Source organism: Rhodococcus sp. P4_C10, assembly GCF_056402135.1.
In genome coordinates this window covers 68,322-81,363 of sequence record NZ_JBFUHZ010000017.1, presented here as the reverse complement: position 1 = coordinate 81,363, position 13,042 = coordinate 68,322, and the positions used below count along the sequence as shown (strand labels likewise).

Here is a 13,042-nt window from a genome sequence, read left to right as displayed (position 1 = left end):
CGAAGGAGATGGAGCCGCCGACCTGCAGGATCATGTCCGGCACGGCCTCGCGGAGGCGGCCGAGGAGCTCGTTGAACTTCGACAGGCGCTTGGAGCCCTTGCCGTCCTCCTCGCGGACGTGGATGTGCAGCACGGTGGCGCCGGCCTCGAAGCAGTCGACGGCCTGCTGGACGTGCTCGTCCATCGTCAGGGGCAGGTCCTCGGGGAAGTCCTCGACCGCCCACTCCGGGCCGTACGGGGCGACGGTGATGACCAGCTTGTCCTGGTTTTCGGGGAAGAACGCGTCGTCGTGGAAGTTCATGGAACTACTCCATTCGTATGAGGGTGAGGGGTGTGTCAGGTGCGAAAGGTCAGAACGGCTTGTCGCCGACGATCCCGGCGCGCTCCATCTTTCGGACCGCGGGCCAGTAGTCCTGGACGGCGTAGTGCTGGGTGGAGCGGTTGTCCCAGATCGCGACGCTGTTCTTCGTCCACCGCCACCGGACCTGGTACTCGGGGATCGCGGCCTGGCTCGTCAGGTAGTTCAGGAGGTTGCTCGCGCCGGGGGCGTAGTCGATCCCGTATCGGACGTGCTCCGGGGTGTGGTAGTTCACCAGGTGGGTGGTGAAGGAGTTGACGAACAGGATCTTCTCGCCCGTCTCGGGGTGGGTCCGCACGACGGGGTGCTCGGCGTCGGGGAACCGATCCTTGAGCGCGTGCCGCTTCTCCTCGGACAGCGCCGCACCGAAACTCGACTCGATGCTGTGCTTGGCCCGCAGCCCCTGGATCTGCTCCTTGACACGCTCGGGCAGGTTCTCGTAGGCGAGCGCCATGTTCACCCAGATGGTGTCGCCGCCGACCTCGGGTCCTTCGATGCAGCGCAGCACGCAACCCATCGGCGGGTTCTCTCGCCACGTCGCGTCGCAGTGGTAGGCGTTCTCGTAGTGCTCGGGCGCGCTGTCGAGGTCCTTGTAGATCCGGACCAGGCCCGGGTGGTCCGGGTCGCTGCCCAACGCCGGGTGGTCCTCGAGGGCGCCGAACCGCTCGGCGAGCGCAACGTGTTCGTCACGGCTCATGTCCTGGTCGCGGAAGAACAGCACCTTGTGCTCGAGCAGCAGCGCCCGCAGCTCGGCGAACAGGGCCTCGTCCCGTGAGACCTCGCCGAGGTTCACTCCGGAGAGCTCCGCGCCGATCGAGCAGGTGAGTCGCTCGACCTTGATCGACGAAGCGGGGGCGGACGCCGTTTCCGGCGATGCGATGGTGGTGGTCATGACGATTCCTCTGGGGGTCGCTACTGCTGTGGCCGCGTCGACGGCGGCGTCTGCAGAGAGGGGATGTGGGAGAGGAGCTGTGGTTCTCAGACGGTGAAGACGGACGAGCCGATGCTGCGGCCGGACTCCAGGTCGTGGTGCGCCTGGACCGCGTCCTCGAGCGCATAGCGCTGGTTGATGCCGATCTTGATGCGGCCCGCCTCGACGTGGGAGAAGAGCTCGCCCGCCAGCTCGGCGCGCTCGGCCGGGTCGGCGATGTAGTCGGCCAGCGCCGGCCGGGTCACGTAGAGCGAACCCTTGACGGCCAGCATCTGTGCGTTGATCGGCGGGGTCGGACCCGACGCGGTGCCGAAGCAGACCAGCAGGCCGCGCCGCGCCAACGAGTCGAGCGAGATCTCGAAGGTCGACTGGCCGATGCTGTCGAACACGACCGGCACACCCTTGCCGTCGGTGAGTTCCCGGACCCGGGCCACCACGTCTTCACGGGTGTACACGATGACGTGGTCGCAGCCGTGTGCACGGGCGACCTCGGCCTTGGCGTCGCTCGACACGGTGCCGATCACGGTGATCCCGAGCAGCTTTGCCCACTGCGTGAAGATCAGGCCGACACCACCGGCGGCGGCGTGCAGCAGCACGGTGTCGCCGGCCTTCAGCGGGTGGATGCGACGCAGCAGGTAGGACGCGGTCAGCCCGCGCATGGTCATGGCGGCCGCGGTCTCGAACTCGATCCCGTCGGGGAGCGCGATCAGCGAGTCCGCCGGCATCACCCGCTCGGTGCTGTACGCGCCGAGGGGACTGCCCGTGTAGGTGACCCGGTCACCCTCCTTGAAGCCCTCCACGCCGGCGCCGACCGCCTGGATCACGCCGGCGGCCTCGACGCCCATCCCGGCGGGCAGCGCGGCGGGGTACAGGCCGCTGCGGAAGTAGGTGTCGGCGAAGTTGAGTCCGACCGCCTCGTGTCGGACGCGGACCTCGCCCGCTCCGGGCTCGCCGACCTCGACGGTCTCCCACTTCATGACTTCGGGGGCACCGGTCTCGTAGAAGCGAATGGCGTGTGCCACGGGTTCTCCAATCTTTGGATGCTCGACTCGTTCGGAGTTCGGCAGTTGAGGTCGGCCGCGGTGGGCAGCCTGGTCGGTGGTCGGGTGGACCGTTCCGGGTGGAACCGGGCGATCCGAGGTCGAGTTGCCTTCGGTCAGTGGGCGCCGAGCCGCCGGTCTCGGGGCCGCGCGGTCGCTGGGCCGGGCACGATCACGTCGCGTGGCGGGATGCCGCCCCGCCCCGGTCCGCCGGCGTGATCGTCGCCGTCGACCAGGAAGTCCGGCGGCAGCGGTCGCCCCCGGCGCAGGCTCAACCAGAGGGCCAGCGGGTCCCGATCGGGATCCGTCTCGCCGGCGTCCGCGGTCGAGTGCAGGGTCGTGTAGTTGTTCACGAGGAGCAGGTCGCCCGGCTCGAGGTCGATGTCGAACCGGAAGGCGTCGGAGCTCGCGAGGTCGTCGACCAGGTCGAGCAGCTCCTCCTCGGCGCGGCCCAGCCGCGGCACATCCGGGTGGCGTTGCGCGGCCGCGATGTCCGCGCGGGCGTACCGGACGCTGAGCTTGTCGTCGGACCAGCACGCCATCGGCGTCGAGTAGTACGGCGCCTCGCCGGGCAGTTCCTCGCCCCGGCGATCGAAGTACCAGGGGCCGAACATGCGGTCGGCCAGGTCGGGGCGGTGACTCGAGACCTCGCGGTAGACCGCACCCGAGCTGACCACGGAGACGCGGTGGCGGGTTCCCAGGCAGAGCACCGCCTGGACGTCCGAGCCACCCGAGGCGAAGGCCTCCGTCGCCGAACCGCTGGTCAGCTTGTGGCCCGAGGAGTTCTGCGAGACCGGGATTCCGAGGTGCTGCCCGATCCCCCAGAAGACGGTCCGGAGGTCGGCGCGGCCGTGGTGCGCCACCGGCAGTCCCTGCACCACCGCGAGCCCGTATCCGCTCTCCAGGTCCGCGGCGACGCGCTCGAGCATCTCGCCGAGAGTCGGCAGCGGGAAGAGCTCGCGGGTGACCTGCAGGAGCGGGGTGCTCTGGTTGCGCACGGAGGCGAGCGCCGTGTCCATCTCAGCGAGGTGGGCCGGGGAGATCGCGTATCGCCACGAGTCGTCGGCCGCGAGGTCGCGGGGCTGCCATGCCGTCGGTGCCGTGCCGGAGGCCTGCAGCACGCTCGTCGTGATCGTCATTGTCCGGCACCGCCCTTCCTCATGGTTTCGATGTGATGCAACAGACATTAGGTGCGGCGCCCATCACATGCTTCACTTAGCGGGACATGCAACACGTCATTTCGGGACATCACCCGGTTGAACGGAGCCAAGGTCTTGAAACCCCTCGCCAGATACGCGTCACTCAACCGCTACATCGAGCTCTGCCAGTCGGTCGGTGTCGACGCCGCCGCCCTCATGCGCGAGGTCGGCCTGAGCCCCGCGGGCCTGTCGGTCCAGGACCAGTGGGCCTCCGCCGCCGCCATCGTCCGACTGCTCGCGAACTCGGCGGCAGCCTCCGGGCGCGACGACTTCGGGCTGCGGCTGGCGGAGCTTCGACGGCTGTCCAACCTCGGCCCGCTCAGCCTGGTGATCCGGGAGGAGCCCGACGTCCGGAGCGCGTTGGAGGTGCTGATCCGCTACGAGCACACCTACAACGAGGCCCTGCGAATCCGGTTGACCGAGGCCAGCGGACTGGCCACGCTACGGATCGGCCTGGACCTCGGCGAGACCGTCGACTCCCGTCAGTCGATCGAGCTCGCCGTCGGCGCGACCCATCAGATCCTTCGCGGCTTCCTCGGCTCCCGCTGGCAGCCCGTCACGGTCGGTTTCACGCATCCCGCGCCGGCAGACACCAGCACGTATCGCCGAATATTCGGCAACACAGTGGAATTCGAGTACGAGACCACGGGCATCGTGTTCTACGCCAACGACCTCAATGCCCCGAACCAGCTGTCCGACGAGCTGCTGCGGCCCTACGCCCGGCAACTCCTCGACGCGCTCCCCGCCTCCACCGAGACGACGGCGCTGGACCGGACCCGCGAGCTGATCGAGGTCCTGTTGCCCACCGGCCGCTGCTCCGTCGAGCAGGTCGCCCGGAGCCTCGGGGTGGACCGGCGGACCGTGCACCGGCAGCTCGCGGCCTCCGGCGAGACGTTCACCTCGGTGCTCAACTCGGTGCGCATCTCGTTCGCCGAACGGTTCGTGACGAACCCGCGGTACTCGCTGACCGAGGTCGCCCTGCTGCTGGGGTTCTCCACCCCCGGCAGCTTCACGAGGTGGTTTCGAAGCCAGTTCGACCAGACCCCCAGCGAGTGGCGCGCCGCCCAGATCGGCTTCCGCGAGAGCTCCGGCCCCCGGTGAGCGCCGCCGTCAGTCGTCGAAACCCCCGCGAACCCGCTTGCCCGTGAGTTCGTCCGTCCCGTCCACCAGGTCCGCCACCAGGGCCTTCGCGTCGTCCGGGTCGAGCCCGGCGAACCACTCCCCGCGGGGGTAGACCACCACCAGCGGCCCCAGGTTGCACGGGCTCAGGCAGCCCGAGCCCGTCACCATCGGTCCCGGCGGCGGCGCCGCCTTCGTCGCCGCGGTCAGCGCGCGGTGCACCGGCCCGGCGCCGTAGGCCATGCACCGGGGTCCCTTGCACACCAGCACGTGGTCACGGTGCGGTTCGATCTCCGACCAGGCGGGGCTGCGGTACGAGGCGGGGCTCGCCGTGACGGCGGATCCCGCACCGTCGCAGGCCGATGCCACCGCCGCGGCGACGGCGGTCTCGGCGCCGGTGTCCTCGCCGAGCGTGACCAGGAGGTCGGCGTCGGCGCGCGTCTCGCGCCAGTTCGCGACGGCCCTCTGCGTCCAGGTGATGAGGTAGCGGTCACGCGGGACCGCCACGGGCAGCAGCAGGACCGCACCCAGGCCGTCGGCGACGGCCGCGTCGAGGGCGTCGTGCAGCGTCGGGGTGGCGGCGTCCAGGTAGGCCAGGGTGACGTCGTCGCCCCGATGGCCACGCACCTCGCGCAGCAGCCGCTCCGCGGACTTCTCGTCGACCCCGCTGACCGTCGGCCGCAGCACCAGGACGGTCCGCCTGCCTCGGCGGCCGGAGTGTTCTTCTCGTGGCGCGGACAGGGCTCCGCCTACAACATCCATCGTGTGATCGGTCCATCCTCGTGGCGTGATCGAGCGTCGACGAGGGTGGTATCTGGCTACGTGCCTCCCGATGGGAGGCATTCACAGTGGCGGGACCGCGCCGGATTCGCACCGGCTTCCCATGACCTCGACGATCATGACCGCTGCAGGCTATCGCACCCGCGTCCGCCCGAATCCGCCCGTCCCCGCGGCCGATTCACCTCACCGCCGGAACCAACCCGTCTCGTCCGAGTCGATCAGCCCGCTCATCTCCAACACCGGCAACGCGCCCCGCACCGAGTTCAGCGGCAGTCCCGACCCCTCCGAGAGTTCACGCACCCCAACCGAACCCGACGCCGGGAACGCCTCGTACACCTGCGCCGCCCTTGCCGACAGCCCGTCCAGCCGGCGCGCCGGACCGGATTCCGGCTCCCCCACCCCTACGGGCCCCGCCGCCTCCGCGACGTCCGCCGCCCGCGCCGCCAACTGCGCCTCGCCGTCCCTGATCATCCGGTGACAACCCACCGACGCGGCGGAGGTCACCGGTCCCGGCACCGCCAGCACCGGCCGGCCCAGCCGCGCGGCCCAGGCGGCGGTGTTGCGGGCCCCGCTGCGCGCGCCGGCCTCGACCACCAGCACCGCGTCCGCCAGCGCCGCGACCAGCCGGTTCCGCGCCAGGAAGCGGTGCCGGGCCGGCGGCGTACCGGGCGCGTACTCGCTGACCACCAACCCCTCCTTCGCGATCTCCCGCAGCAGTCGCCCGTGGCCCGCGGGGTACGCCCGGTCCACCCCGCAGGCCAGCACCGCCACGGTCGGCGTGCCCGCCGCCAGCGCCGCCCGGTGCGCGGCGCCGTCGATGCCGTAGGCCGCCCCGGAAACCACGGTCCAGCCCTCCCCCGCCAGGTCGTCGACGAACTGACTCGTTGCATGCTCGCCGTAGCCGCTGGCCGCCCTGGTCCCCACCACCGCCACCGCGCGTTCGGTCAGCTCCGCCACCGAACCGCCACCGAGCACCCACAGCGCCAGCGGCGGCGCCGACTCCCGGTCCGCCCGGGGCTCGACCCCGCCGAAGGCGAGCAGCTTCCACTCCGGCCAGTCCTCGTCGTCGGGGGTCAAGAGCCGGCCGCCGAGCCGCTCGACCAGCGCGAGGTCCCGCTCGGCCGTGTCCAGGTGCCGGCGCGCCTGCGTCCGGGCGCGCAACACCTCCGGCAGCTGCGCCCCACGCACGGCCCGCGCGGCCTCCTCGGGACCGACCGCCCGCACCAGTTCCACCAGCGGCGCGCACGGCCCCTGCGCCACCTGGGACAGGTACGCCCAGGCCGCCGCCCTGGTGTTCACGCGCCGCTCCGATCCTTGAAGCCCAGCTCCCGGAAGCCCAGCGCCAGACCCACCTCGTCCTCGCCCGGCACCGGTAGTCCCTCCAGGTCCGACAGCGTCCACGCCACTCGCAGCGCGCGGTCCGCGCCGCGGGCGGTGATCTGGCCCTCCCGCAGCCCCCTCTCGAGCGGCACTAGGGCCCGCCGGGACAGCCGAAAGCGTTGCCGCAGGGCGGGGCCGGGCACCTCGGCGTTGGTGCGCCACCCGAACTCCTGCCAGCGCGCGACGGCGGCGGCGCGTGCAGTCGACACCCGCTCGCGCACCGACGCGGTGGACTCCGAGGCGTCGCCGTTGAGCGCCCCGACGGACAGCTCGCGCATCCGCACCCGCAGGTCCACCCGGTCCAGCAACGGCCCCGACAGCTTGCCGAGGTAGCGCCGGCGGACGGTCGGGGTGCAGATGCAGTCCACCTCCCGCGGCGGTGCGCAGGGGCACGGGTTCGCGGCGAGGACCAGCTGGAATCGCGCCGGGTAGCGGGCCACACCGTCGCGGCGGGCGATCCGCACCTCGCCGTCCTCGAGCGGGGTGCGCAGCGCCTCGAGCGCCTTGACGCCCAGTTCGGCGCACTCGTCGAGGAACAGCACGCCGCGGTGCGCACGGCTCACCGCGCCGGGCCGGGCCATCCCGGAGCCGCCACCGACCAGCGCGCTGACCGAGCAGGTGTGGTGCGGGGCCACGAACGGCGGCTCGGTGATCAACGGCCGTTCGGTGGTGAGCAGGCCGGCCACCGAGTGGATCGCCGTCACCTCCAGCGCCTCCCCGTCGCTCAGCGGCGGCAGCACGCCCGGAAGCCGTTGCGCCAGCATGGTCTTGCCGATCCCGGGCGGGCCGGTCAGCATCAGGTGGTGGGCGCCGGCGGCGGCGATCTCCAACGCGAGGCGAGCCTCCCCCTGGCCCGCGACGTCGCTGAGGTCCGCCGTCACCGGCTCCGGGTCCGCCTGCACCGGCGTCGGCGCGGTCAGCTTCAGCTCACCGCGCAGCCAGCAGATCACCTCGCCGAGGTCGCGCGCCCCCAGCACCTCGATGCCGTCGACCAGGCCCGCCTCCGCCAGCGCCGGGTAGGGCACCACCACCGACGGCCAGCCGGCCTGCTTGGCGGCGAGGACCGCGGGCAGCACCCCTCGCACCGCCCGCAGCCTCCCGTCCAGGGCGAGCTCGCCGAGCAGCACGCTGCGGTCGAGGTCCGCCGCCGGCACCCGGCCGTCCGCGACCAGCACCGAGCAGGCCAACGCGAGGTCGTACATGCTGCCTCCCTTGGGCAGCGTGGCCGGCGAGAGCGCCAGGATCACCCGCGAATCCGGCCACTTCTCACCGGAATTGGCGACCGCGGCCCGCACCCGGTCCCGCGACTCCTGCAGCGCGGTGTCCGGCAGACCCACCAGGTGTACACCGGGAAGGCCCCGACCGATATCCGCCTCGATCTCCACCAGTTGCCCCTCCACCCCGCGCACCGCCACCGAGTGCGCGCGCCCCAGCGTCATCAGAACACCGCCCGGAGGTGTTCGAGCGTCGGCTCGTGGCCGGGCTCGACCAGCACCGAGACCACGTCGAAGCGCACCCGCGTCCAGCCCCGCGGCTGCTCCCGCAGCCACAGTCCGGCCAGCCGCCGGATCCGCGACTGCTTCGCGAAGGTCACCGCCTCCGCCGGGGTGCCGTAGCCGCGGCCGGACCTCGTCTTCACCTCGACGAAGACCACCGTGTCGCCGTCCGTGGCGATCACGTCCAGCTCGCCGTAGCGGCACCGCCAGTTCCGTTCGAGGATCGTCATGCCGCCGGCGGCGAGGTGACCGACGGCCAGGTCCTCGCCCTGTGCGCCCAACTCCAGGTTTCGTGCCATGCCCCGACGGTGCCCCGCCGACCCGGTCGGCGGTCCCGGGTGACCACCGGAAACGTCGGCCCTGTGGACAGATCCGGCGGCTGTGGACAACCGCGGTGCGGGGCGCTGACCTCGGCCGATCGCGGCCCCGCGGGATCAGCGGCGACCCGTTGGCGACGCGTTCGCCGATTCTCCCGGCGCGGCCGCCCGTCACACCGGGAAGACGGTCCCCTGCGCGACCGCGCACAGCCGGCTGCTGCCGTCCTCGGCGACCGTCTCCAGTTCGCACGCGCAGACCGCGCGACGGCTGCCGGCGTGCACCACCCACGCCGTCGCGCGCAGCGTCGGCCCGTCCGCGGGCCGCATGTACTCGATGGTCATCCCACCGGTGAGCACCGCCGGGCCCAGCACCGTCCCGCCCGCGTAGGTCAGCGCGTTGTCGGCCGCGTAGGCCAGCACGCCGCCGTGCAGGAACCCGTTCTGCTGCAACAGCTCCGGCCTCGTGTCCAGCTCGATGCGGGCACCGTCCGCGTCGAACGAGACGAGCCGGGCGCCCAGCAGGACGCTGAAGGGCTGCGACGCGAGGTGACCGCGCGCCGCCTCGAGACCGATGTGCATGTCGGCGTCGTCCACGATGACTCCTCTGCTCGATGTACCGGCAGCGTGAATTGTGCCCTCGCCGGCGCCGCAACGACAGGCACACCGCCGCCGGTGTCGGTCACGGCGTCTACCCTCGTCGGGGTGAGTTCCGAGAAGATGCTGGCACGGATCGGCGGGCTGCTGCGCCAGGCCGAGTCCACCACGAACCCGCACGAGGCCCAGGCGTTCATGGAGGCCGCCCAGCGCCTCGCGACGGTCACCTCGATCGACCTCGCGGTCGCGCGGGCGCACACCTCACGCCGGGAGCAGCGCGTCTCCCCCGTCCAGCGCGCCATCCGGATCGGCGAGACCGGCAGGAAGGGCCTGCGCACCTACGTGCACCTGTTCGTCAGCATCGCCGCCGCCAACGACGTGCAGTGCGACGTCGCCCACAACTCCACCCAGGTGTTCGCGTACGGCTTCGGCACCGACATCGACGCCTGCGAGGCGCTGTACGCCGGCCTGCTGGTGCAGATGGTGCGGGCCTCCGACGCGTTCCTCGCCTCGGGCGCGCACCGGCCGGTCGCCGGCGTCACCGCCCGGCTGAACTTCCAGCTGGCGTTCGCCGCCCAGATCGGCGAGCGGCTGGCCACCGCCAAGGCGGCCGCCGAGGCCGACGCGGTGCGCGACGCAGCCCCGGGCGAGGGCGGCCGGCCGACCGGGACGGCGCTGGTGCTGCGGGACAAGCAGGTCGAGCTGGCCGACTTCTACGCCCAGACGTCCTCCGCCCGCGGCTCCTGGCGCGGCGCCCGGGCCACCGCGGGGCACTCCTCGAAGGCCCGCCACGCCGGCGACCGGGCCGGCCGGGTGGCCCGTCTCGGCCAGGCGCCCGAGCTGCCGTCGGCGCGCCGGCAGCTCTCCGGCCCCGCGCGGTGAGCGCTCCCCGGGACGGCCAGCGCTCCCGCGTGTACGAGGCGGAGACGGTGGTGCGCCGCATCTTCGACCGCGCCGACACCGGCACCGGCCGTGAACTCGAGCTGTTCGGCTCGCGGATCACGCTGCCGGTGGAGCGGAAGTTCGCGTCGGTGGACTCCGTGCAGGACTACCTCGACCGGGTGCGGGCCCTGAACTGGGTGCGCACCGACTGGCCCCGGGCCGCCGAACCGGTCACCGTCCGCGCGCGGGCCGGCGCGACGGCCGCGCACTACGAGCCGGCGACCGCGACCGTGGCCGTCCCGCTGCACCGCCGCGGCAGCTCGTGGGCGCTGCGGGAGCTGGTGGTGCTGCACGAGCTGGCACACCACCTCGAACCGGACGACGCCGAGCTGGCGCCGCACGGGCCCGAGTTCGTGGGCCGCTACCTCGCCCTGGTCGACGGGATCCTCGGCGACGAGGCCGCGTTCGTGCTGCGGACCACCCTGCTCGAGAACGGCGTCACCGTCGCCTGAGGTCGGCGCTCACCGGTCTCGCGCACATACCCCTTGACGCCATCACACCCCCGTTGAACGCTCAACGGGGGTGTGATGGGGACAGCAGGTGTGTGAACGCGGCCGATCCGAGCCGCGCACCGGCACTAGTCGCCGAACGGGCCGTTCTCGGGCAGCCGCAGGTCGGACTTCTCCAACTCCTCGACGTTCACGTCCTTGAACGTGATCACCCGCACGTGCTTGACGAACCGGGCCGGGCGGTACATGTCCCACACCCAGGCGTCGGCCATCCGCACCTCGAAGTAGATCTCCCCGTCCGCGTTGTGCGGGATCAGCTCCACCGAGTTCGCCAGGTAGAACCGGCGTTCGGTCTCGACGACGTAGGCGAACTGGCCGACGATGTCCTTGTACTCACGGTAGAGCGACAGCTCCATCTCCGTTTCGTACTTCTCGAGATCTTCGGCACTCATCGGCTTCGACGTCCTCCTGCTCTGGGGTGAATCACCATCATCGCGCACCGACGGCCGCGGTGTACATTTCGCCTGCTGTTCGCCCGCCCACACTTCCGCCCGCGACCTCGGCCGCGGGCCGGGCCGACCGGGCCGCGGCGACGTTCGCGTACGACATCCGGTGCTCGTGACTGGGCCCGAGCGCGGTCATCGCCGCGGTGTGCGCGGCGGTGCTGTAGCCCTTGTGCCCGGCAAAGCCGTAGCCGGGGATCGTCTCGTCCAGCGCGACCATGGTCCGGTCCCGCGAGACCTTCGCGAGCACGCTGGCGGCGGCGATGCAGGCCGCGGCGGCGTCACCGCCGATCACCGGAAGCGACGGCGCGGGCAGCCCCGGCACCCGGAACCCGTCCGTCAGAACGTATCCTGGCGCCGGCGACAGCCCGGCCACCGCGCGGCGCATGCCCTCGATGTTGGCGACGTGCACCCCCAGCCGGTCGACCTCCCACGCCGGGATCTCCACGATGCACCAGGCCCGGGCGAGCCGCTGGATCACCGGGAAGAGCTCCTCCCGGACCCGTTCGGTCAGTCGCTTCGAGTCGTCGAGCCCGGCGAGCGCCGCGTGCGGCTTCGGTCCCAGCACGCACGCGGCGACCACCAACGGACCGGCGCACGCGCCCCGGCCCGCCTCGTCGACGCCCGCGACCGGTCCGAGCCCGGTACGGATGAGAGCGGACTCCATCGTCCGCAGGCCGGCGGCTCTGCGAATGACGGTCCGTGGTGGCCAACTGCTCACGTGCTCGGGTACTCGGTTTCTCAGTTGCTCTGGATGTCGGGCGAATCGATCAGCCCCCACCGCGACGGCGGCAGGACGATCGCGACGGCCTTGCCGATGACATTGTCCACCGGCACGGTGCCGTTGTACTCGTCGCCGACGTGGTAGCGCGAGTCCGCGGAGTTGCTGCGGTTGTCGCCCATCACCCACAGGTTGCCCTCGGGCACCGTGTACGGCCCGAAGCAGCGCCCCGACTTGAGCGGGGTGTCGCAGGTCTGGACGCCCGGGGTGAAGGGGAAGTCGGTGACCACGTAGTTCTCGTCCAACGGCTTGCCGTCGACGAGGATCCGGCCCTGCTCGTCACAGCACTCGACCGTCTGGCCGCCGGTGGCGATCACGCGCTTGACCAGGTCGTTCTCGTCCGGCGGCACCAGGCCGACCATCGAGCCCACTTCCTGGATCCCGCGGACCACCGCGTTGTCGGAGCGGGTGGACGTCCAGCCGCCGTTCCAGGACTCCGGGCCCTTGAACACCACCACGTCACCGGGACTCGGGTCGCCGAAGCGGTAGCCGATCTTCTCGACGAAGATCCGGTCTCCGGTACACCCGGCGCAGCCGTGCAGGGTGGGTTCCATCGACTCCGACGGAATCAGGTACACGCGACCGACGAAGGTCTGCAGGAGGAAGCTCATCAACAGGGCGACGAGGATGAGAATGGGCAGCTCCCGCAAGAACGAGCGGGGCTTCTTCTGCGGCTTCTCCGACGTCGCGTCGGGGCCGTCTGCGCCGGCTGAGGGCACTGTCGATTCGTGCGGGGTATCTACCACTGGAACAGGTTAGCCCGGCCCGGGAATCCCGGGCCGGGCTAACTCTGAATGGAGCTGAAAGCTCAGCGCTTTTCCTTGATCTTCGCGGCCTTGCCACGGAGGTCGCGCAGGTAGTACAGCTTGGCGCGACGCACGTCACCGCGGGTCAGCACCTCGATCTCGGCGATGTTGGGGCTGTGCACCGGGAAGGTGCGCTCGACGCCGACGCCGAAGGAAACCTTGCGGACGGTGAAGGTCTCGCGGACGCCGCCGCCCTGGCGACGGATCACGACGCCCTTGAAGACCTGCACGCGCTCCTTCGAGCCTTCGATGACCTTGACGTGCACGTTCAGGGTGTCACCGGGACGGAACGCGGGAATGTCCCCGCGGAGGGACTTGGCGTCCAGGAAGTCCAGAGTGTTCATCGA

Annotated in this window: 16 protein-coding genes and 1 riboswitch; of the genes, 3 read left to right on the top strand and 13 right to left on the bottom strand. The window is 71.5% G+C overall.

The annotated features are described in order from the left end of the window. From AC1DWC_RS14560 to AC1DWC_RS14545, 4 genes are all read right to left on the bottom strand, one after another. On the bottom strand, nucleotides 1–301 hold a 301-nt coding region (locus AC1DWC_RS14560), incomplete at its 3' end, for a 3-keto-5-aminohexanoate cleavage protein (RefSeq protein ID WP_477909062.1). A 49-nt stretch (nucleotides 302–350) separates the two neighbouring features. After that, nucleotides 351–1,250 (bottom strand): TauD/TfdA dioxygenase family protein, encoded by a 900-nt coding sequence (locus AC1DWC_RS14555; RefSeq protein WP_477838066.1) that lies wholly within the window; start codon nucleotides 1,248–1,250, stop codon nucleotides 351–353. An 86-nt stretch (nucleotides 1,251–1,336) separates the two neighbouring features. After that, entirely contained in the window at nucleotides 1,337–2,311 is a 975-nt protein-coding gene (locus AC1DWC_RS14550) for a quinone oxidoreductase family protein (RefSeq protein WP_477838067.1), read from the bottom strand. Between the two features lie 134 nt (nucleotides 2,312–2,445). Next, on the bottom strand, nucleotides 2,446–3,468 hold the full coding sequence (locus tag AC1DWC_RS14545) for a TauD/TfdA family dioxygenase (RefSeq protein ID WP_477909060.1): 1,023 nt from the start codon (nucleotides 3,466–3,468) through the stop codon (nucleotides 2,446–2,448). A gap of 135 nt (nucleotides 3,469–3,603) precedes the next feature. On the opposite strand from AC1DWC_RS14545, the gene AC1DWC_RS14540 reads away from it, so the two are divergent. Then, nucleotides 3,604–4,629, top strand: a complete 1,026-nt coding sequence (locus AC1DWC_RS14540) for an AraC family transcriptional regulator (protein WP_477909058.1) — start codon at nucleotides 3,604–3,606, stop codon at nucleotides 4,627–4,629. A gap of 9 nt (nucleotides 4,630–4,638) precedes the next feature. Here AC1DWC_RS14540 and AC1DWC_RS14535 read toward each other — a convergent pair whose 3' ends face one another. From AC1DWC_RS14535 to AC1DWC_RS14515, 5 genes are all read right to left on the bottom strand, one after another. Beyond that, on the bottom strand, nucleotides 4,639–5,409 hold the full coding sequence (locus tag AC1DWC_RS14535; protein ID WP_477909056.1) for a (2Fe-2S) ferredoxin domain-containing protein: 771 nt from the start codon (nucleotides 5,407–5,409) through the stop codon (nucleotides 4,639–4,641). Nucleotides 5,410–5,435: 26 nt separating this feature from the next. Continuing rightward, nucleotides 5,436–5,586: riboswitch (cobalamin riboswitch) on the bottom strand. A gap of 24 nt (nucleotides 5,587–5,610) precedes the next feature. Beyond that, the gene (gene dprA / locus AC1DWC_RS14530) at nucleotides 5,611–6,726 is read right to left on the bottom strand and encodes a DNA-processing protein DprA (protein WP_477909054.1); all 1,116 of its coding nucleotides are present in this window, start codon (nucleotides 6,724–6,726) and stop codon (nucleotides 5,611–5,613) included. After that, a complete protein-coding gene (locus tag AC1DWC_RS14525; protein ID WP_477909052.1) occupies nucleotides 6,723–8,246 on the bottom strand; it encodes a YifB family Mg chelatase-like AAA ATPase in 1,524 nt (507 codons plus the stop codon). The genes dprA and AC1DWC_RS14525 overlap by 4 nt, the downstream gene beginning before the upstream one ends. Next, nucleotides 8,246–8,602 (bottom strand): YraN family protein, encoded by a 357-nt coding sequence (locus AC1DWC_RS14520; RefSeq protein ID WP_477909050.1) that lies wholly within the window; start codon nucleotides 8,600–8,602, stop codon nucleotides 8,246–8,248. The genes AC1DWC_RS14525 and AC1DWC_RS14520 overlap by 1 nt, the downstream gene beginning before the upstream one ends. Nucleotides 8,603–8,791: 189 nt before the next feature. Continuing rightward, nucleotides 8,792–9,199 (bottom strand): PaaI family thioesterase, encoded by a 408-nt coding sequence (locus AC1DWC_RS14515; RefSeq protein WP_477909070.1) that lies wholly within the window; start codon nucleotides 9,197–9,199, stop codon nucleotides 8,792–8,794. A gap of 123 nt (nucleotides 9,200–9,322) precedes the next feature. Here AC1DWC_RS14515 and AC1DWC_RS14510 point away from each other — a divergent pair, with 123 nt between their 5' ends. Both AC1DWC_RS14510 and AC1DWC_RS14505 read left to right on the top strand, forming a co-directional pair. Then, complete coding sequence (locus AC1DWC_RS14510; protein ID WP_477909048.1) at nucleotides 9,323–10,096, top strand: DUF2786 domain-containing protein; 774 nt, start codon at nucleotides 9,323–9,325, stop codon at nucleotides 10,094–10,096. Further along, the gene (locus AC1DWC_RS14505) at nucleotides 10,093–10,608 is read left to right on the top strand and encodes a TIGR04338 family metallohydrolase (protein ID WP_477909046.1); all 516 of its coding nucleotides are present in this window, start codon (nucleotides 10,093–10,095) and stop codon (nucleotides 10,606–10,608) included. Before AC1DWC_RS14510 ends, AC1DWC_RS14505 begins: the two co-directional genes overlap by 4 nt. 125 nt (nucleotides 10,609–10,733) lie before the next feature. On the opposite strand, the gene AC1DWC_RS14500 is transcribed toward AC1DWC_RS14505, so the two are convergent. The 4 genes from AC1DWC_RS14500 to rplS all read right to left on the bottom strand — a co-directional run bounded on the left by AC1DWC_RS14500 (nucleotide 10,734) and on the right by rplS (nucleotide 13,039). After that, nucleotides 10,734–11,057, bottom strand: a complete 324-nt coding sequence (locus AC1DWC_RS14500; protein WP_072846964.1) for a DUF2469 domain-containing protein — start codon at nucleotides 11,055–11,057, stop codon at nucleotides 10,734–10,736. A gap of 37 nt (nucleotides 11,058–11,094) precedes the next feature. Further along, nucleotides 11,095–11,829: a ribonuclease HII gene (locus tag AC1DWC_RS14495; RefSeq protein WP_477838075.1), complete on the bottom strand. Its 735-nt coding sequence runs from the start codon at nucleotides 11,827–11,829 to the stop codon at nucleotides 11,095–11,097. A gap of 20 nt (nucleotides 11,830–11,849) precedes the next feature. After that, nucleotides 11,850–12,608, bottom strand: coding sequence for a signal peptidase I (gene lepB / locus AC1DWC_RS14490; RefSeq protein WP_477909044.1), 759 nt, complete (start codon nucleotides 12,606–12,608; stop codon nucleotides 11,850–11,852). Nucleotides 12,609–12,697: 89 nt separating this feature from the next. Next, nucleotides 12,698–13,039 (bottom strand): 50S ribosomal protein L19, encoded by a 342-nt coding sequence (rplS, locus tag AC1DWC_RS14485; RefSeq protein WP_477909042.1) that lies wholly within the window; start codon nucleotides 13,037–13,039, stop codon nucleotides 12,698–12,700. Between the last annotated feature and the right edge of the window lie 3 nt (nucleotides 13,040–13,042).